The organism is Pseudoalteromonas sp. CNAT2-18.1 (assembly GCF_022347865.1).
GTDB classification, from domain to species: domain Bacteria; phylum Pseudomonadota; class Gammaproteobacteria; order Enterobacterales; family Alteromonadaceae; genus Pseudoalteromonas; species Pseudoalteromonas ruthenica.
Genome location: NZ_JAKRFR010000003.1, coordinates 274,707 through 294,155, shown reverse-complemented (window position 1 = coordinate 294,155; position 19,449 = coordinate 274,707). Strand labels below are relative to the sequence as shown.

Sequence of the window (19,449 nt, the reverse complement as noted above, 5' to 3'; positions counted from 1 at the left end):
ACTAAAGTGTACCGCAGGCAATAGGGCAAGCCAAAGCTTGGCTGACAAAAACGTGCATTTATCAGTACTCTTTGGAATAATGCCGATAAACCCGTGAATGAGGACGCTTTATGGCTAATATTGACAACGCCGCCAACACTTACCTCGATAGCCTTGCGCGCCACCGCGCACTATTCGACACCATGGAACAATACCAACCGCAAGTATCGCAATTGTTGAGCGCCTGTCATCAGGCACTAGCTGCTGGTGGTAAGGTGATCTGGTTCGGTAATGGTGGCAGCGCCGCAGATGCACAGCATCTCGCTGCAGAGTTTGTGGTGCGCTATAAAAAAGAGCGCGGGCCACTGGCATCCATTGCCCTGACAACGGATACTTCCATTTTAACCGCACACTCTAACGACTATCATTTTGATACTGTATTTGAGCGTCAAGTTCAGGCGTTGTGTAAACCACAGGATTTAGTGATTGGCCTGACGACTTCGGGAACCAGCGCTAACATCAATCTTGCGCTCCAAGCGGCCAACGACATCGGTGCTTACACCGTGGCTTTGACTGGCCGTGAAGGCGGCACCGTTAAAGATATTGCTAAACTTCCCATTATCATCAGCAATGATGAGACCGCGCGTATCCAAGAAGCCCATATGTTTATCGGCCACTGGTTGTGTGAAGCCCTAGATATGCTAGTGGCGGAGTAAGCAACATGGATTTAGGTCTGTTAAAACAGCTGCACAATGCCAAGGTCTTGGTGGTTGGGGATGTCATGCTTGACCGATACTGGCATGGTGACTCCGGGCGCATTTCCCCTGAAGCGCCGGTACCGGTGGTCAAAGTGAACCAGCTTGAAGACAAAGCCGGTGGCGCTGCCAATGTTGCCAAGAATATCGCGCGCCTTGATGGTCAGGTAGGCCTGCTAGGGCTTATTGGTGAGGATGAAAGTGGTCAAATTCTAGAGCGCATTCTTGCTGATGAACACATTGACTCACAGTTAGTCCATGCTGTGGAATTACCGACGATAGCCAAGCTCAGGGTGATTAGCCGACACCAGCAAGTGGTGCGCCTGGACCAAGAAGAACAGTTTTCTAAAGAGCATTCGCAGTTATTGTTGAATCGTTTAGAGCGTGTGGTGGGTGACTATGATTTCATTGTTTTCTCAGATTACAACAAAGGCTCATTGACGCTCATTGAGGCCATGATCCGGGTAGCCAAAGACGCGGGAAAAACCGTATTGGTAGATCCTAAGTCGCCGCAGTTAGGCTTATATCGTGGTGCTGACTACATCACGCCTAATTTAAATGAGTTTAAGCTCGCCGGTGGCGATGCCAGCAGCGAGCAGGCATTGACTGATACGTCGCGGGCATTAATAAAAGAGGCGGGAATTGGCGCGATGTTGCTGACTCGCTCAGAACAAGGTATGTCGTTGATTAGTGCCAGCGCTAAACACGACTATCCCGCACAAGTGCAAGAAGTGAGTGATGTCACAGGCGCTGGCGATACTGTAATCGCAACTTTAGCGGTGATGCTCGGGGCAGGAATGCCAGATTCTGATGCAGTAGAGCTGGCCAATTTAGCAGCGGGTATTGCTGTGAGTAAGCTAGGAGCGGCTACCGTGTCGCCTGAGGAGCTCAGTGCAAAACTAGGTCAGTACCTGCGTGCGAATGGCGAGCATTACCAAACGCCTTTTGAATCCGTAATCCAGCATATTGAGTTTGCGAAACAAAATGGTGAGAAAATTGTATTCACCAATGGTTGCTTCGATATCCTCCACGCCGGTCATGTGCGCTATTTGGCACAAGCGAAAGCCATGGGAGACAGGCTCGTTGTTGGCTTAAATACCGATGACTCCATTGCCCGGCTGAAAGGGCCTGAACGTCCTATCAATCCTTTAGCTGAGCGGGCCATGGTATTGAGTGCACTGAACTCTGTGGACTGGGTGATCCCTTTCGGCAAAGAGCACGAGGGCGACACGCCAGCAAAACTGATTGAGCAAATCAGCCCGGATATCTTAGTCAAGGGCGGAGACTACAAAGTAGAAGAAATTGCAGGGGCCGAACATGTGCTGCGCCATGGCGGCCATGTTGAAGTGCTGGAGTTTCTCGATGGTTGCTCAACTTCCAACGTGATAGAGCGAATTAAAAAAGGACAGTAAAAAAGGAGCTACGGCTCCTTTTTTGATGAGTCAGGTTTAAAAGTTGTATTCAAACTTTAGGTATGCGCTGGTGTCTGTTTCTGAGCCCTCAACGGTATCATTGTTAGCAACAACGCCACCCACAGTGAAGCGTCCTTTCATCGCTAAAAAGCGATAGCGAGCTTCCAGCTGCTGGCTATCAATCGGTGTTTTGGTAATGCTATGACCAAGGTCAGGGTTGTTGGGGTAACGATCGCTGTTGTCACTGTTAAAGTCGATTTGGCGCAACTTGACTTGCCAGTCATGACCATTACTTTGTTGGCCTAAAACAGTAAATACCCAAGATTGCGTGTCGTTATCGTAAGCCGAGCCAATAGTCCGTCCTTGATAACGATAGCCGGATAGATAAATAGAGTGCTCATAATAGCAGTTTTCAATATCCGGTGCCTCGGCGGCACAGCTGACGCCAGTATCGATATATTCCAGGTTAAAAGTCAGGTTTTGCGCGAATGCATATGCGCTGGTTTGGGCGCCAAAGACATAAGCTCTGTCTGCCGGTTTAAAGTAACTGCTTGCATCTTCTCCAATTGTGCTGACATACAAGGCATAAGGCTGAGAAAAAAGCGTGTCTGACCAACGCACATCGAGCCCCGCAAGTTGGTTACCGAGTTTGGTCTCCTGCTCAGAGGTACAGCTGTCAGCGCCGTTTGCACATTCGGTTTTACCTAAGATCATATCAACAAAGTCTCCTAAGGAGCTTGGCTGACCCTCACCTGCCCATTGCGCTGACCACGATAAAGCGACTTCAAGTTGTTGTAGCGGGCGGAAATTAACGCGGGTGCTCCATAGCATCGCATCAGGCTCGACCCGTGTTGACTCAAGTTGCGCCATCTGTGCGGTAAATGACCAAGGACCAATCCAACTTAGCCACGGCGTCTCAAACGCGGTGGCCTTTTCACGGCTCACACTAATCGCTGGTAGCGGCTTGGCGTTGGTGGACATAATCAAGCTGTTATCAATACCCGGCCCCCAAAACTGCTCAACCGCACCGGCACGAAATATCCAGTTTCCTAAACGATAAGCGATATAACTGTGGTCCAAAGTCGTGTCATCACATTGCTCGAGTGCTTGCTCATTGGCCACGATATCCGCTTGGCCTTTATCTTTGACATAACAATTACGTCCGTCTTCGCGGTGATTAACTGCCAGTTTTGCCGCAAAGTTCTCTCCCAAGTAGCTGTAACTTGCAAGCATTTCTGTTTGCTGAGAGTGGCTCATCCCAAAACTGCTGACTGCACGGGGATCGGTGGCTTTAAAGCTATGCACTTGAAAGTTGTGAGGTTGGCCATTTTCGGATTCAAAGCGGTGACGTACACGCAGTGCCGCATCTTGAAGCTCAGCACTTAATGACGCAACCGGTGCCGCGCGCAACTCGTCGATAAAGCTATTCCACATAAGTGGAAATGTGGTTACCGGGGCTGAGATTACACCGGCATCGGCAAGGCGTTGGATATCTGCACGAAGACCATAATCATCAGGCTTAACCCAAGGCTCAGCAAAAACTGAAGAACTAACTAAACACAAAAAAGTGCATAATGAAGAAGTAGAGAAGCGCACGTTATTAGTCCCTAATACAAAACGAGCGAGTAGTCTACCAAGCTAATAGTGAGTTTGCAGCAGTTGAAATGCGCTTTGATAATTTATTAAATATTCAATACAGCGACCGTGAGGGTATCGAAAACTACATCAACCCCCTATATAATGAGGCGATTAACGCAAGCCAGAATGTGGAGTAAATGGAACATTCCGAGCGCATTAGCCCAATAGCACCAACAAGTGTAAAACGGCTGCTATTCATTCCGGTCTCATCCACTGAAGGTATCGGCGAATATATACGTTCTCTAACCCTAGCCCTGAGTTTAAAGCAGCGCTACGCGGATGCTATTGATGTGCATTTTGCTCTTAATCAGCACACCAAGTACGCCAGTACCTGTCCCTTCAATACCACCTTACTGGCGCAGTCGCCGACAAAAGAAAATACGCGTGTGTGTGCGTTAATCCAAGATTATAAGCCCGATGTCGTGATTTTTGATTGTGCTGGAAGAGCATCGCAGATGCGCAGTGCCCGTGCAGCGGGAGCCCAGGTTGTGTTTATTTCTCAGCACGCTAAAAAGCGCGCAAAAGGGCTCAAGCTAAATCGCGTTGATTGTATTGATAAGCACTGGGTGGTGCAGCCAGACTTTTGCATCGAACCACTAAGTTGGTTGGAACGCCTTAAAATTCGCTGTTTCAACTTAGTTGAGCCAATCAACATAGGCCCTTACTTTGCGCTCCCTGATGCTCAATCAACACGACAAGCAATGGCCGATAGAGGGGTTCAAGCGGGTCAATACGTTGTTGTTAACGCCGGCTCAGGCGGGCACCTGAGTGAGCAAGGAGTCTGTGCCGATGTATTTTATAAGGCTGCACAAGAGTTAAGTGAGCGCTTAAATATCCCGACGGTGGTCGTATTTGGGGCTAATTACCCTGACGCTTTGCCAGTATCGAGCGACCCCTTGGTGCATGTTGTCGGTGGCTTGAGTAATGCTGAGTTTATTGCTTTACTGGCTAATGCCAAGATGGGTCTGCTGAGTGCCGGCGATGCTTTATTACAAGCGATTGCTTTGCAGCTCCCTTGTGTTGCCGCGCCCGTTTCTAAAGATCAGCCTAAGCGCCTAGCAATGTGCTCTGCACAGGGGTTAGTGCATGCTGCGCCGTTAAACCGTAACACGCTGACTGCACAAGCGGTAGCACTGCTCAATGATGAACAGCAGTGGGCAAGCATACAAAACGCTTTGCAGGGGCGTGCGCAATTGCATAGCCAAGATTTCATTGCCAAGCAATTTCAAGAGTTGTTGGCGTTATAGAGCGTTTAGGGTATCGAGGTAAGCTTGCTCTAAGCGTTGCCAATGGTGTTCTTGCCAATGAAAACTGGGCTGTCGAGCGGCTTCTTTAGCGAAACTACGTTGCAAGCGGGCGATATTCTGCTGCTGCCATTGTTGCTTGGGAATGCGCAGCTCGCCACGATCAAAATCGATAACATGGGCCTGGTTGTCAGCGCCAAACAAAATATTATTAATATTTAAATCGGCATGATACACCCCGGCTTGATGGAAGCGAGCCAGGGTGGTGCCGATATGGCTTATCAGCGTATCTTCTAGGGGCGCGGAAACTAGCTTTTCACACAAACTTTGCGCCCCTGGTAGTGCCCGGGTGATAATGTCGCCTCGGTAAATTAAGCCGTTGCGGCGAATCATGGCAGCTATGGGTTCAACTACAGGCAGGCCTTGTTCATGAAGTTGGCAGGTGAGGGCGAACTCTTTGTATACTCGGGTGTTGGCTAAACCAGTATAAAAATACTGATCGCTCAGCACCTTACCAATCAATCCGCCGCGCCAATAGTGGCGAAGCACTGCCCGTAAACCCTGATGTTCGAAAAAATAGGTGGTTGCTCGGCCGCTTTTTTGTGCATAGACCTTATTTTGCTTTAACCAAAACGTCGGCTCGAACCAATGTTCCTGCACAGATTGCGCCGGGTATTTGTACGTTAATAGCGTGTGCTTGGAAGAAAGTGGGCGAGTATGCATGAGTGTTACAAGGCAAACAAAATAATGGCGCTAGTGTAGCTGCTTTTGGAGTCAGGTTAAACCGCTTCACGCTTGCATTGCGCTGGGGTTGCTTTACCATTTGCGAAGATTAATTGCTATTAGGAAATACCGCGTGCCACTAGAGTCTGTGCAATCCATTTGTATCCTTCGTTTGTCTGCGATTGGCGATGTGTGTCATGCCGTCAGTGCCGTGCAAGCTATTCAAAAAGTGCATCCTAATGCCAAGATTACCTGGGTGATTGGCAAGGTTGAAGCCATGCTATTGCAAGGGTTACCGGGGGTCGAGCTGGTGGTGTTTGATAAAAAGCAGGGAAGGGCAGCTTTTAAAGCTTTAAAGCAACGCTTTAAAGGCCAGCGCTTTGACGTGTTATTGAACATGCAAGTGGCTTTTAGAGCGGGCTTGGTTAGCCGTTGTATTCCTGCGAGGGTGAAATTCGGCTTCGATAAAGCACGTTCAAAAGAACTGCACAGCTTATTCATTAATAAACGCATCGACGCTAAGAGTGAACCTCATGTGCTCGAAGGCTTTATGCAATTTGCCGAGCAATTAGGGGTGCAAGATTTTACCCCACACTGGCAGTTGCCCTTGAGCGGGGCAGATAAAGCCAAAGCCATTGAGCTGGTGGGCGACAATGGCGATCCGTTATTGGTGATAAGCCCTGCGGCAAGTAAAGCGGAGCGTAATTGGCTACCTGAACGTTATGCTGCTGTTGCCAGGTATGCGGCGAGTAAAGGTTTCAAGGTGGCACTCACCGGCGGTCCGACCGACATGGAGCGCGCTTTAGCCGCTGATATTATCAGCCAGTGCGATTTTGAGGTGAATAACTTGGTGGGCCAAACCTCGCTTAAAGAGCTGACCTGCGTGTTGGCTTTGGCCACTGTGGTACTGGCTCCCGATACCGGTCCGGCGCATATGGCAACGACCCAAGGCACACCCGTTATTGGCCTATATGCGCACTCAAACCCGAAGCGAACCGGGCCCTACCTATCGCAGCAGTACGTAGTGGAAAGCTATTTTGACGCGGTTAAAGAACAGCATGGTAAGCCTGCTGAGCAGTTACCTTGGGGCACGCGGGTTAAAGGTGAGCTAATGCATCGCATTAGTGTTGAAGCTGTGACCGCGATGTTTGATAAAGTTGTACACGAGCACCGATTATGAGCAATAGAGCCGTTTTTTTAGACCGCGATGGCGTTATTAATGTCGACCATGCCTATGTCCACAAACCCGAAGATTTTGAGTTTATTGCGGGCGTGTTTGCCGCCTGTCGCAGTTTTCAACAGCGTGGCTATCGACTGATAATTGTCACGAATCAATCGGGTATTGCCCGTGGCTATTACAGCGAACAACAATTTGCTGAACTTACTACCTGGATGAAAGAGCAGTTTTTACAGCACGATGTGCGCATTGATGAGGTGTATTACTGTCCTCATCACCCCACTAAGGGGATAGGCGACTACCGCCAGCAGTGTGGCTGTCGTAAGCCTGAACCGGGCATGTTGCAACGCGGCATTGCTGCGTTTAACCTCGACCCCGAGCACTGTGTCATGGTCGGTGACAAACATGGCGATATCCAAGCTGCACAGCGCTGTGGCATTGGCACTAAAGTGTTGGTGCGTAGCGGCCAAAAGTTTGACCAAAAGGCGCAAAGTGATGCCGATTACACCTGCGACGCGCTCGCTGATGTGCCTGCACTGCTGTGAGGGAATCTTTACATCCGGGATGGGTTACCACGCTGTGCTGTGGTCCAACCGCGTGTACAAACAATGCAATTGTACGTGTAACCTTTTACAATACCCCTAACTTTGTTTAACAAGCGAACCTACCCACGTCTTTGACGTAGCATGGGTCCCCCGTTCAAGTATTGGAGAAATCTATGAGAGCCTCTGCGTTTTATACTCAACTGCAAGCGCAAATCGAGCAAGTCAAAGCCGATGGCCTATACAAAAGCGAGCGCATTATTACCTCGCAGCAACAGGCTGAAATTGACGTTGCCAGCGGCGATAAAGTGATTAACTTTTGTGCTAATAACTACCTTGGTTTAGCGAATCATCCAGAGCTTATTAAAGCAGCGCAACAAGGCTTGAACGATCATGGTTTCGGTGTTGCTTCCGTGCGTTTTATCTGTGGTACGCAAGACATTCACAAAACCCTTGAAAGCAAAATCAGTGACTTTTTACAAACCGAAGACACCATTCTTTACTCTTCTTGTTTTGACGCTAATGCGGGTCTTTTTGAGACTATTCTAGGTCCTGAAGACGCCATCATTTCCGATGCCCTAAACCATGCCTCAATTATCGACGGTGTGCGTCTATGTAAAGCTAAGCGTTTCCGCTATGCCAACAATGATATGGCCGACCTTGAGCAGCAACTGATTGCCGCTGATGAAGCTGGCGCTAAAACCAAGCTGATCGCCACTGACGGCGTGTTCTCGATGGATGGCGTGATTTGTAACCTTGAAGCGCTGTGTGATTTAGCTGATAAGTACGATGCCCTCGTTATGGTCGATGACTCTCATGCTGTAGGCTTTGTTGGTGAAAACGGCCGTGGTACGCCTGAGTACTGTGGCGTGTTAGACCGTGTCGATATTATCACTGGGACCTTAGGTAAGGCCTTAGGCGGCGCATCAGGCGGTTATACCTCAGGTAAGAAAGAAATCGTTGAGTGGCTACGCCAACGCTCACGTCCTTATTTGTTCTCGAACTCGCTGGCACCCTCCATTGTGACTGCGTCAATAAAAGTGCTGGATATGCTGGCTGATGGCAAAGAGTTGCGCGATACTTTATGGTCCAATGCGGCTTACTTCCGCGAGCAAATGGAAGCGGCGGGTTTCACTTGTGCTGGTAAAGATCATGCCATTATTCCGGTGATGTTAGGAGATGCCAAGCTCGCTGGGCAAATGGCCGATAAACTACTGGCTGAAGGCATTTATGTCACCGGGTTCTCATTCCCAGTGGTGCCAAAAGGGCAGGCGCGTATTCGTACCCAAATCTCTGCTGCACACAGCAAAGCGCAACTCGACAAAGCCATTGATGCCTTTATTCGTATCGGCAAAGAGTTGGGCGTAATTTAGGAGCGCAGTGATGAAAGCATTATCAAAATTAAAGGCTGAAACCGGGATTTGGATGACTGATGCGCCAAAACCGGAAGTGGGTCATAACGATTTATTGATTAAAATTCGTAAAACCGCTATTTGCGGCACCGATGTGCATATCTACAACTGGGATGAGTGGGCGCAAAACACCATTCCGGTGCCTATGGTGGTAGGTCATGAGTATGTCGGTGAGGTTGTCGATATGGGCCAGGAAGTACGTGGCTTTGAAGTCGGCGATCGGGTTTCTGGTGAAGGTCATATTACCTGTGGTCATTGTCGTAATTGTCGTGCTGGGCGTGTACATTTGTGTCGTAATACCACAGGTGTAGGCGTTAACCGTGAAGGCAGCTTTGCGGAATACTTGGTTATTCCGGCGTTCAATGCCTTTAAGATCCCCGATAATATCTCCGATGAGCTGGCCTCTATTTTTGACCCGTTTGGCAACGCTGTACACACTGCTTTGTCGTTCGATTTGGTCGGTGAAGATGTATTGATCACCGGCGCAGGCCCGATTGGTATTATGGCTGCAGCTGTAGCTAAGCACGTTGGCGCACGCAATGTGGTGATCACCGACATCAACGAGTACCGCCTTGATTTGGCCCGTAAGATGGGCGCTACACGGGCCGTTAACGTCAGTGAAGAAAAGCTCGAAGACGTGATGACAGAGTTGGGGATGACAGAGGGCTTTGATGTTGGCTTAGAGATGTCAGGGGTGCCGGTGGCATTCAACTCAATGCTTGATAACATGAACCATGGCGGCAAGATAGCCATGCTGGGTATTCCGCCCTCAGATATGGCTGTAGACTGGAACCAAGTTATTTTCAAAGGCTTGGTAATCAAGGGTATTTATGGCCGTGAGATGTTTGAAACCTGGTACAAAATGGCCAGCTTGATTCAGTCAGGTCTTGATATTTCCCCAGTGATCACTCATCAATTCAATATCGATGACTTTCAGCAAGGTTTCGACACGATGTTGTCGGGGCAGTCAGGTAAAGTTATCCTCGACTGGCAATAAGTAGCCTATGAAGGCGGCTAAGCCGCCTTTTCAGTGTTTAGTAAAATTGGAGTCCCATGGCTTTTAAACATATCTCGGTGTCGCAGACACATGAATTACTAAACGACGATAATGTCGTTATTGCTGATATACGTGACCCGAACAGTTTCGCAAGCGGCCATATTCCTGGTTCCGAGCATTTGAGTAATAGTAATATCGGTGAGTTCATGCTGCATAAGGAGTATGAGCAACCTATTATTATTGTGTGTTACCACGGTATTAGCTCGCAAGGCGCTGCTGGTTACTTAGCTGAGCAAGGGTTTGATGACGTATACAGTATGGATGGCGGCTTTGACGCCTGGGCGAAGCAATTTCCACAGTCGGTTGAAAAATGATTGAACTAGGGAGCACCAATAACGTGCGTGCTGCTCAAGGGTTTATTGATTACTTGAGTACTCAAGGGCTGCATGGCGAGCTCAAACCCGCTCAGCAGGGGCATGTAATTATTGCTGTTGATCCGAAGCATTTTCATGCTGCTCAGCCGTTATGGAATGAGTTTAAAACAGAGCCGAATCATCCGCGATACAGTGATGCCGCTTGGCAAAGTGGGCGTACCGATTCAGGCTTGGTTTACAGCGGCAATAAGCTTAATTTGTGGCAACGCTTCAACGGGCTAAGTTTATTGGTTAAAAGCGTCAGTATTATCAGTGTGATTATCTATGCGCTGTTTTTATTGGGCCAGTTTAGCCATATATTCCCACTGTTACAGTTTAAAGCATCGCAGCCGCTCTCTTGGATAACGCCAGCAGTCGTTCATTTCTCTGCAATTCATTTGATATTTAATGTGCTGTGGTGGTTGACGTTAGGGCCCGCTATCGAACGCCAGACATCGAAACTCACTTTATTGAGTGTATTTTTACTTGGCTCTTTGACCAGCGCGTGGGCGCAATATACTATGGTTGGCCCTAATTTCGGTGGTCTTTCAGGTGTTGTGTATGCACAGGTAGGGTTTTGTTGGATTTATCCTTTGCTAGCGAAAACTAAACCGATGATGACCAAGGCGATGATTGGTTTTCTGCTACTGTGGCTAGTTTTTGGTTTTACCGATACTTTCTTTATGCCTATGGCCAACTGGGCGCATTTAGGCGGTTTAGTCAGCGGTATCGTGTTAGCGCTGGTGATGGCCTTTGGAAGTAATAAAAAAGCGGCTTAAGCCGCTTTTTTATTACTCGTGATGTTAGTGATAAAGGTATTTGGTAAACAGTACATCGCGAATAATATCTTTACCGGTTTCCTGCTTCAGTAAGGTTTTAAGCCGTTCGATGCATTTCTGTCTTATCTCTTCGCGGCCCGTTAAACTTTTGATTTTATCCTCTGGCTCTTGCGATAAGATTTCAACAATGGCGTCACGCAGCAGTGGCATGTGATGTTCAACCACTGAAATATTGCCAACATCTTCTAACATCAGATCGACAGTCACTCGCACATAGCCGAGCTTCTTACTTGATTGGCTAATGTAGTTCGCAACGATATCAGGCTCAAAGCCATAATAACCAACATCTCCCGCCGCCTTTGCGGGGCTGAACATGAGCAGAGTAAAGGCACTGACAAGTAATAGTTTGAGCGCTCGAGGCATAATAATTAGTGTGCTAGTTTTCATCAAGTTATCCATATTTTAGCGCGCTTAGCGATTTATCGTCCAGATTTATTAGTAAAGGGGTTACTGTGCTCTGTGAGAGCTTTTGCCATTAGTGTAGCAGTGGTATGATCGAAGCAATAGTCGAATCAAGGTAGTATGTTTTGCCTGCACACCCTATACCTCTTCGCGCGCAGTGGATAAGCATCGAGCACGCTAAGGTGACTGACACACTAGCCGATTGGCTACTGGAGTCTGGCTCGCTAACGAAGCGTTTAAAGTCGCAGTGCCAACAATTTGCGGTGGAAGTTCTAAGTGAAAAAGTGGTAGCCAGTCGCTTTTGCGACCACACTATTTTCAAGCCCCTCAGTACGAATGTGCGTGTGCGTGAAGTGTTGCTGTTTTGCGATAATGAACCTATGGTCTATGCGCAAACTTGGCTTCCTGAACAGCAGTCGCAGCAAGGGGTTGATTTAGCCCATTTGGGCAATAATCCATTGGGCGAAGTGATTTTCCAAGACCCGCAAATCCAACGAGTAGGTATGGAGGTGGCTGATTTCGCTCACAATCAGAGTCTGGCTGAGCTTACACACTCGTTAAAGCTGCCTGGTGGGCCGCTATGGGGACGCCGTAGTTGCTTCAATTTAACGGACCAACAAATAATGGTGTGCGAGATATTTTTACCCGGAGCCTATCCTTACCTATGAAACTAGCACCACTTAAGGCGATGCATTGGCCTTACTATAAGCAATTGATGCGTATTGATAAGCCTATCGGCACCTTGCTACTGCTGTGGCCCACTTTTTGGGCTTTGTGGCTTGCTGGTGCAGATTGGCCGCCGGTGAGTCTCGCGGTTATTTTTGCCTTGGGGGTGTTGGTTATGCGTAGCGCAGGGTGCGTGATCAATGACTTTGCCGATCGTAATGTTGATGGTGCGGTGCAGCGCACTCAACAGCGCCCTCTGGCTGCAGGAACCGTGAGTGCCGGTGAGGCGCTGAGCTTATTCGCTTTGCTGGTGGTTATGGCTTTTGCGCTCGTGTTATTACTTAACTGGCAGACGATATTACTGTCATTTGGAGCGCTTGCCTTGGCTGCGTGTTATCCCTTTATGAAACGCTATACCCATTTACCCCAAGTGGTATTAGGAGCGGCGTTTAGCTGGGCAATTCCAATGGCTTACATGGCCACTATCGAAGCGCTGCCGATATATGCATGGTTACTGTTTTTTGCCAATGTAGTGTGGACTGTGGCGTATGACACCTTATATGCGATGGTGGATAGGGATGATGATGTTAAAATAGGAATCAAATCCACCGCTATCTTATTTGGTCGTTACGACCTTCTGGCGGTGGCTTTATTGGATGCCACCTTTATTGCACTGTTGGCCTATATCGGCTTGGATATGCAACTCTTTTGGCCATTTTGGCTTGGTCTCAGCATTGCTACTATGCTGTTGGTGCGACAGCTTTACTTGTGTCGCCACCGAGAACGAGCCGAGTGTTTCAATGCATTTTTGAATAACCACTATGTCGGCCTAGCCATTTTTATTGGTATTGCCGTTAGCTTGCTTTAATTCGGCGGGTCAACAAAGCCGGCGACAGAATTATTCTTGCGAAACCAGCCAGCGATAGAGAAGCGTGACTGCTTTGCTGGCAATACCTCATGCATAAATAGCTCACTTTCAAACACAACCAGTGTGCCACAGCGAGGGGCTACGCGCCGGGCCACTAATTTGGAGCGCGGTTGATAGATCACTAACTCGCCTCCCTCATCAGGGGTGTTTAGGTAGCAAACCGTAGTAAATACACGGTTCGAGCGCCCCTTAAAAGCATCATAATGCTTTTTATAGAAGTCCCCAGGCTGATAATGGGCAAAGTGGCATTCATAATCGAACAGGCCAAGGAAAAAGTGTCGGTTAATGTGCAGGCGCAATGCTTCCATTAAAGCTAGGTAGTCTTGCTCTGCTTGCGAGTGTCCGCTAAACCACAAAGTTTTGTCTTTTCTTATTTGCTCGTTATGTTGAAACTCTTGGCGGCGGCCGATTCCAGCTGGTGAAAAAGCATCGTATTGTTGTTGCGCTGTATTCAGGAGCTGGCTGGTTAAAGAGCTCGGTAATGCCTGTTCAATCACTGCATAACCGTGCTGATGCACATCATCGATGATCTGTGCAAATAATGGTTCTTGATTCACATGAGGAAATTCAAGTTAAAAGGTGGCTTAGTATACCTTTGAAATGACAAAGCTCTACTGTTTATTGGTGTAAATGTGGGCACATTGATAGTTAAGCCTCGACCGCCTAGTCTTGGCTGCTATTTTTTTGGTTTGGCACTTAAGGAGTGGCAGTAATACTCGCTCAAGTTTGAGCGAGTAGGTAGGTGTATACTTAGAAGCTGTGAAGCAGTTAAGCACTCAAGTGCCGAGCGCTGGCAACTTGTTCAATCACATCTAATAGTTGAATAATGTGCTGTTGCTGCTCCAATTGCTCTTGGGTTTTGACGATTAAACGCGAGTGCGCTTCATCACTGGCTTGTAGACATATAAGGTCATCGTGGTTGTTGATAGCATTTGTATGTTCAATACCGCCAATGGCAATGCTTTGCCCGTTGGTCACCGCGTTTATCACTTCTTCTAAGCTACCTAAACGCAGGCCATTGCCTTTGCGCAGTACGTCGGCAGCCTCTTTTATCATGCTTTGCACATGTTGGCTTTGCGAAAAACAACCAAACAGCGGATAGGCATCAAGGTCATGTAAGGTGACGCTGGCTTTGTGTGCTAAAGGGTGGTTGCGACTTGCAAAGAGTACGAGCTGATCCGGTAGATGGATATCGCTGCCACCGAGGCAGGCGTTTTCTTCACTGACAAAAATATCAATTTCGCCTCGTTTCAGACGAGAATGTAACTCTTGCTGATCTTGTAGCTGCATCTCGATTTTCACTTCAGGATGCTGTGCCATAAACTGACCGCAAGACATTGGCACAATGGAGCTCGCAGAGCTGGTATAGCCAATTACAACACGGTTTTCACTTTTGCCACTGAGTTTGTCGAGTAATTGTTTGGTGCGTGCATATTCATCTAGGGTATTTTGGCAAAAACGTAAAAAAACTTCGCCTTCCTTCGTTAATATGACTGAGCGTGTAGAGCGTGATACTAGTTGATGACCAACTTCCTCTTCCAAAGTTTGAATGCTTCGTGTTAATGCGGAGGTACTAATGTTGGTTTTTTCTGCCGCTTGGCGAAAATGGCGCAAAGAGCCAAGGGCGAGGAATTGTTTAAGTTGTTCGAATCTCACTTTTAATTCCTTTTAAGTAAGTTATTAGGTGTATGGATTGGGGTTAATCCTCCTCAATACTAGTACATTGTACCTGAAATAAAAAGATGTCTTTTGTAACAAATTTTTCAAGTTCATCGTGGGGTTAATTAATAAAAATCATTAGTCGGGGTAGCGGTTTTTTATAGCAATGAATTCATCAATATTTTTGATCATTAATTCGACTAAAGTCGGGTCGAAATGATGCCCTTTTTGTTGTTCTATAAAGTCTATTATATCCTCCATAGGCCAAGCCTTTTTATAACAGCGTTCGCTCCCCAGTGCGTCAAATACGTCTGCCAGAGCCGTAATTCTGCCAACAATGTGAATGGCCTCTTTGGCAAGGCCTTTAGGGTATCCAGAGCCATCCCATTTTTCATGGTGTTGGCCAGCGATTATTGCACCACATTGTAAAATTTCGTTACTGGATCTGTGGAGTATTTCGTAGCCTACTTGTGCATGTTGTTGCATTATTTCCCATTCTTGATCATTGAGCTTTCCGGGCTTATTTAAAATATGATCCGGGATGCTGATTTTGCCAATATCATGTAACGGTGATGCCAGTTTAAGTACTTCAGCTTGATAATCACTTAAGCCATAAAGTGTTGCCAATAGATAACTGTAATTAGCCACCCTTTTTACATGAGAACCGGTCTCTTTCGAGCGTTTTTCCACGGCTTCACCGAGAATATACGAAAGCTCTTTTTGCGACTCTCTTACCGTTTCCCGTAATTTTAAGTTGTTGTAAGCCAGCGCTACGTTGTTGGCGAAAAACTCTAGTAATTGGTGTTCATGAGTATTCAAGTGGGCGCCGCGATCTACATATAGCATGGTCTCCATGCCATTTTGACCTGGGAAGTAACCGACATAGTTACTATCATTTTTTATTGAACGTTTGCGCTGGTGAGCACTGTGAAAATCTTGGCGCACATTGTGTGGTAGTTTACTAATGTCTGACTCGGGAGGGTGTCCTGAAGCCGCGAGCAATTTAAACTCAGTATCTTCTTGGTTGCTGCTGTAGGTCACCGCAGCACAGTATAGCTCGGCATCTTCTAGGCCCAGTATATGGGAAATGTTATTGAGCACCACGGACGCAAATTGGTGGATGCTGTCACACTTGAGAAACACCGTAGAGGCGTTGATAATGCGCTCTAACCCTTGTTTCTGCCGGTTAATCAATTGAATATCGCGATATCCGCGCAGCGCCGAATAAACCAATGTTTTGAGTTTTATAGCGGTAAGCTCAGTTTTATTTTTGTAGTCGTTAATGTCGTAGTCGCGGATAATCGACTCTTCGGGAGCTTCTCCTGGTTGCCCAGTGCGTAAAATAAGACGGATATCATGGTTATCAATTTGCTCGCGAATATGCTTTATGAGCATCAATCCGGCGTGATTGGTTTCCATAACCACATCGACTAGCGCGACAGCGAAAGTGCTATCTTGTTCCAGTAATTCGATAGCTTCTTGTGCTGAATAGACGTGTGTTAATTCTACATAGCGATGCTCGAACTCAAAGTTAGAGAGCACTAACCGAGTGACATGGTGAATATCTTGGTCGTCATCAACAACAAGTACACGCCAAGGCGGTAAACTAGTTTCTGTTGTTTGTGTTTCTGCATCATCGACTTCGGAAAAAAGATACTCACTCACACTGGGTTCCACCATCTCAGGTCAATGTAACCTGAGTATAGGTGAGATTTATTTCTCTGGTGAGTGAGAATGTTTTCCTATGCTTTCTAATTCAATGGCAATCGCATCACAGGAAATATGTATTTCGTATAAAGAGGTGAGCAAAGAGATCATAAGTGCCACTAAGCTTATGCCAAATAAGGTCGTGCCTAGAGGGGTAAATTCAACAAATAACGCAAACATCGCTAGGGTACACAGTAAAAATGACGCCACCCCCCAAAATTGCATACTGCGGATAAGTCGAATTCGCTTCTTTAAGTTTAATATTTGCTCAATCACAAAGGGCCTGATTTGCTCGCCTTCGCGGGCATTAAGTTCGCGGATCAGTTGTGCCAGTACGAGAAAACGATTGGTGTAGGCTAACAGGAGAAGAGAAATCGCTGGAAAAAGCAGTGCAGGGGTGGTTAATGTCATCATTTTTTCCAATTTTTATGTGTATAATTAGGGAATGTTAACTATGGGCTAGACATTTTTACAAATAACGGGCTTAATGTTAACAATTTGCCGCTCGCCAATTCAAAAGCTAAGGCAAAAGACAAGATTAATCAAGAATATGCGTATGCGTAGAGGGCTCGTGTCGGTGATACGGTGCCGCACGTTGATGCAAAGGGGGAGAGATGGCTATCAACAGTGGTGAATACCATCACAATGAAGTAACGGATAAATTAGCAAGTGACTTCGCACAACGTTGTGCTGATTTGTTCAATGTTGAGCCAGAGCAGTTAAATCAAGCCTTGGCGGCTTCATCCAGTGATCAACAAGTAAATCAACTTGCCGCGCAATTAAGTCAGCAGCTGAGCATTGCTCTCGTTGCAGCGCAGCTGGGTCGTGGTGGAGATAGCGCAGAGCTAGACGAATTGCGTAACGAGCTCAGTGCTATTAAAGAGCGCTATGCCAAACAGAATCGTCAGTTACTAGAGGCGCAGCAGGAAAATGCGCAGTATGCCGATGAGCATGTTCAGCTAAAGCAAAAACAACATGAACTGGCGGCATTGAAGCATCGTTTAACGGAGCTTGAGAGCGATAATTACAATTCGCAAAGTGAACGCCAAGAGTTACTGGATGCCGTAACAGCGTTGCGAGAGGAAAAAACACGGTTGGAGCAAGACAACCAATCGTTGAAGCAGGCGCTTGAGAGCCAACGTCAAAGCAATATGGCGTGGCAAGAAAAACTGCAAGAAGTGTCTTCGCAACAGCAAGGTAACGAGCAGCTCGAACAGCAGCTCACTGATCTGCAAAAAGAAAATGAAGCTGTTGCAGAGCAACTAGCTCACTACGAGCAGCTTGTTAGCCGTCAGAATCAGCAACTCTCGGAGCTGTCTGAAAAGCTGAATGAAACAGAGCAGCAAGGTGAAAATCACCAGCTTACTGTTGAGCGCTTACAGCAACTAGGTGAGCAGCTACGTGAACAGCTCAGCGAGGAACAAGCTGCGGTTGCTCAACATAAGGAAGAAAATCAGCAACTCATTGAACGTTTAGAGCGCCAAGATGCGAGTAGCGGCGATATGGCTCAGCAAATTGAGCAGTCGCAGCAGAAAATCGAGCAACTTACGGCACAGCTGGGCACCATTGATGAGTTGAAGCAGCAAATGCAAGCGCAAAGCGAGCAGCATGAGCAAGCTCTGCAAGAACAAGCGCAACAGCAACAAGCTCAATTTGAACAGCAGCAGCAACAGTGGCAAGCGCGGTTAGAGGAATTAGAGCAGGGCTTAGCTGAGAAGCAATCGCAAACCGAAGAACTGGATCAACAGAAGCAATCGCTTGCTGAAGAGCTTGAGCAACATAAAGTACGTTGTGAGCAAGAAGAGCAAGAAATTGAAGAGTTGAAGAAGCAAATTCAAGAGCTGACCAACCGCCATCGCGATGAGCGAGAGCGTAATGAGAGCTTGCGTTCACGTATTGATAATGATTCACGACAAGCTCGCCAAGCTTTTGATAGCTTACGTTCTGAGCACATCGAACTCAAAGATGAGCTAGAGCAAGCACAAGAGAAAATGATGGAATACAAACTGAAATTTGACTACGCCCAGAAGCAGCTGCAAAGCGATTCGTAGTGGATTTCAAGTGGGTTAAGGTCTTCGACGCTGAGCACGGCGTCGAGGCCAATATCATTAAAGGTCGCCTACAACATGCTGGTATAGAAAGTCGTTTGACCGGCGAGGCTCTGCAAGGGGCCTTGGGAGAGATCCCTTTCATTGAGGCTGGCGTTGGTGTGTGGGTGTACGATATAAAACTGTCCGCCGCCCAACAAATCTTGTTAGAATATCGACAATCGAAAACATCCGCGCAGAAGTGGCAATGCCACCATTGTCAGCAGTGGAACCCTGCAAGCTTTGATCTGTGTTGGTCCTGCATGAAAGAAAAACATGAACAAGCCCAATAACTTTCAGCGTATTCGTGAGTTGAATACGGTGCAAAAGGCTGCGTTAGCGGCAGCCTTAATGGAACGTATGCTTCCTAACTACTCGCTATTCAGTGATGCACTTGAATTTGGAGATCCCGCAGTACTCAAAAATGCACTCGCTTTATGTTGGGAAAAAATTCTCTTACCAAAAAGTAAGATTAGTATCGAGAAGTTAGTCGAGAAAGTTGAGCCAAATGTGCCAGAAGTGTCTGATTTTGATGTCTTTGGTGTATATCCAGCTATCGATGCGGCAACCGCGCTGCTAACGCTTTTGCATGGGATTCAAAGCAAGGATGAGCAAGAGTACGTCAACGTATGCAAGATTGCTCAAGGTACAGTAGCACGATTGATTGAGTATCAGTTTGAGCTGGACGAGCAACCTTATCAAGCCAAAGATGTAAACCAACACCCATTAATGGAATACGAGGTTGGGGTGCTAAGTGAGTTAATTGACTTTGTCTCGGCCTTGAATCGCATCGATAAAGACAATGTTAAAGCCTTGCGCCATCTTGCTGTAGAGGATGGGCACACTAACATTGGTGTAGAAATTTAGCC

General features: G+C 47.2%; 21 protein-coding genes. 14 read left to right on the top strand and 7 right to left on the bottom strand.

Annotated features, from left to right (window positions below):
* Positions 1-110 precede the first annotated feature (110 nt).
* A complete protein-coding gene (locus MHM94_RS08210) occupies positions 111-695 on the top strand; it encodes an SIS domain-containing protein (protein WP_022946494.1) in 585 nt (194 codons plus the stop codon).
* A gap of 5 nt (positions 696-700) precedes the next feature.
* On the top strand, positions 701-2,146 hold the full coding sequence (gene hldE / locus MHM94_RS08205; RefSeq protein ID WP_235419319.1) for a bifunctional D-glycero-beta-D-manno-heptose-7-phosphate kinase/D-glycero-beta-D-manno-heptose 1-phosphate adenylyltransferase HldE: 1,446 nt from the start codon (positions 701-703) through the stop codon (positions 2,144-2,146).
* 36 nt (positions 2,147-2,182) lie between these two features.
* On the opposite strand, the gene MHM94_RS08200 is transcribed toward hldE, so the two are convergent.
* Entirely contained in the window at positions 2,183-3,742 is a 1,560-nt protein-coding gene (locus MHM94_RS08200) for a capsule assembly Wzi family protein (RefSeq protein WP_235419320.1), read from the bottom strand.
* Positions 3,743-3,921: 179 nt separating this feature from the next.
* On the opposite strand from MHM94_RS08200, the gene MHM94_RS08195 reads away from it, so the two are divergent.
* Positions 3,922-5,031, top strand: coding sequence for a glycosyltransferase family 1 protein (locus tag MHM94_RS08195; protein ID WP_235419321.1), 1,110 nt, complete (start codon positions 3,922-3,924; stop codon positions 5,029-5,031).
* Here MHM94_RS08195 and MHM94_RS08190 read toward each other — a convergent pair.
* Positions 5,026-5,751, bottom strand: coding sequence for a 3-deoxy-D-manno-octulosonic acid kinase (locus tag MHM94_RS08190; protein WP_235419322.1), 726 nt, complete (start codon positions 5,749-5,751; stop codon positions 5,026-5,028). The two genes, MHM94_RS08195 and MHM94_RS08190, sit on opposite strands and share 6 nt — an antisense overlap.
* 133 nt (positions 5,752-5,884) lie before the next feature.
* Here MHM94_RS08190 and MHM94_RS08185 point away from each other — a divergent pair, with 133 nt between their 5' ends.
* From MHM94_RS08185 to glpG, 6 genes are all read left to right on the top strand, one after another.
* Positions 5,885-6,931: a glycosyltransferase family 9 protein gene (locus MHM94_RS08185; protein WP_235419323.1), complete on the top strand. Its 1,047-nt coding sequence runs from the start codon at positions 5,885-5,887 to the stop codon at positions 6,929-6,931.
* Positions 6,928-7,473, top strand: a complete 546-nt coding sequence (gmhB, locus tag MHM94_RS08180; RefSeq protein ID WP_235419324.1) for a D-glycero-beta-D-manno-heptose 1,7-bisphosphate 7-phosphatase — start codon at positions 6,928-6,930, stop codon at positions 7,471-7,473. Before MHM94_RS08185 ends, gmhB begins: the two co-directional genes overlap by 4 nt.
* A 173-nt stretch (positions 7,474-7,646) precedes the next feature.
* On the top strand, positions 7,647-8,843 hold the full coding sequence (locus MHM94_RS08175) for a glycine C-acetyltransferase (protein WP_022946487.1): 1,197 nt from the start codon (positions 7,647-7,649) through the stop codon (positions 8,841-8,843).
* 10 nt (positions 8,844-8,853) lie between these two features.
* Positions 8,854-9,879: an L-threonine 3-dehydrogenase gene (gene tdh / locus MHM94_RS08170; protein WP_022946486.1), complete on the top strand. Its 1,026-nt coding sequence runs from the start codon at positions 8,854-8,856 to the stop codon at positions 9,877-9,879.
* Between the two features lie 56 nt (positions 9,880-9,935).
* Positions 9,936-10,253, top strand: coding sequence for a thiosulfate sulfurtransferase GlpE (gene glpE, locus MHM94_RS08165; protein ID WP_022946485.1), 318 nt, complete (start codon positions 9,936-9,938; stop codon positions 10,251-10,253).
* Positions 10,250-11,071 (top strand): rhomboid family intramembrane serine protease GlpG, encoded by an 822-nt coding sequence (glpG, locus tag MHM94_RS08160; RefSeq protein WP_235419325.1) that lies wholly within the window; start codon positions 10,250-10,252, stop codon positions 11,069-11,071. The genes glpE and glpG overlap by 4 nt, the downstream gene beginning before the upstream one ends.
* A gap of 24 nt (positions 11,072-11,095) precedes the next feature.
* Here glpG and MHM94_RS08155 read toward each other — a convergent pair whose 3' ends face one another.
* Positions 11,096-11,446: a flagellar basal body-associated protein FliL gene (locus MHM94_RS08155; protein ID WP_231658170.1), complete on the bottom strand. Its 351-nt coding sequence runs from the start codon at positions 11,444-11,446 to the stop codon at positions 11,096-11,098.
* Positions 11,447-11,658: 212 nt separating this feature from the next.
* On the opposite strand from MHM94_RS08155, the gene MHM94_RS08150 reads away from it, so the two are divergent.
* A complete protein-coding gene (locus MHM94_RS08150) occupies positions 11,659-12,201 on the top strand; it encodes a chorismate lyase (RefSeq protein ID WP_268838133.1) in 543 nt (180 codons plus the stop codon).
* Positions 12,198-13,067, top strand: coding sequence for a 4-hydroxybenzoate octaprenyltransferase (gene ubiA / locus MHM94_RS08145; protein ID WP_053911417.1), 870 nt, complete (start codon positions 12,198-12,200; stop codon positions 13,065-13,067). Before MHM94_RS08150 ends, ubiA begins: the two co-directional genes overlap by 4 nt.
* On the opposite strand, the gene MHM94_RS08140 is transcribed toward ubiA, so the two are convergent.
* The 4 genes from MHM94_RS08140 to MHM94_RS08125 form a co-directional block, all read right to left on the bottom strand.
* Positions 13,064-13,684: a 2OG-Fe(II) oxygenase gene (locus MHM94_RS08140; RefSeq protein WP_053911415.1), complete on the bottom strand. Its 621-nt coding sequence runs from the start codon at positions 13,682-13,684 to the stop codon at positions 13,064-13,066. The two genes, ubiA and MHM94_RS08140, sit on opposite strands and share 4 nt — an antisense overlap.
* A 211-nt stretch (positions 13,685-13,895) precedes the next feature.
* On the bottom strand, positions 13,896-14,783 hold the full coding sequence (locus tag MHM94_RS08135; protein ID WP_022946479.1) for a LysR family transcriptional regulator: 888 nt from the start codon (positions 14,781-14,783) through the stop codon (positions 13,896-13,898).
* 141 nt (positions 14,784-14,924) lie between these two features.
* Positions 14,925-16,451 (bottom strand): DUF3369 domain-containing protein, encoded by a 1,527-nt coding sequence (locus MHM94_RS08130; RefSeq protein WP_130148577.1) that lies wholly within the window; start codon positions 16,449-16,451, stop codon positions 14,925-14,927.
* A 48-nt stretch (positions 16,452-16,499) separates the two neighbouring features.
* On the bottom strand, positions 16,500-16,904 hold the full coding sequence (locus MHM94_RS08125) for a DUF2721 domain-containing protein (RefSeq protein ID WP_235419327.1): 405 nt from the start codon (positions 16,902-16,904) through the stop codon (positions 16,500-16,502).
* A gap of 203 nt (positions 16,905-17,107) precedes the next feature.
* Here MHM94_RS08125 and MHM94_RS08120 point away from each other — a divergent pair, with 203 nt between their 5' ends.
* The 3 genes from MHM94_RS08120 to MHM94_RS08110 are packed head-to-tail and all read left to right on the top strand — an operon-like array spanning position 17,108 to position 19,447.
* Positions 17,108-18,544, top strand: a complete 1,437-nt coding sequence (locus MHM94_RS08120) for a hypothetical protein (RefSeq protein ID WP_130148573.1) — start codon at positions 17,108-17,110, stop codon at positions 18,542-18,544.
* A complete protein-coding gene (locus MHM94_RS08115; RefSeq protein ID WP_022946475.1) occupies positions 18,544-18,873 on the top strand; it encodes a DUF2007 domain-containing protein in 330 nt (109 codons plus the stop codon). The genes MHM94_RS08120 and MHM94_RS08115 overlap by 1 nt, the downstream gene beginning before the upstream one ends.
* Entirely contained in the window at positions 18,857-19,447 is a 591-nt protein-coding gene (locus MHM94_RS08110) for a YjaG family protein (RefSeq protein WP_022946474.1), read from the top strand. The genes MHM94_RS08115 and MHM94_RS08110 overlap by 17 nt, the downstream gene beginning before the upstream one ends.
* The last annotated feature ends 2 nt before the right edge of the window (positions 19,448-19,449 follow it).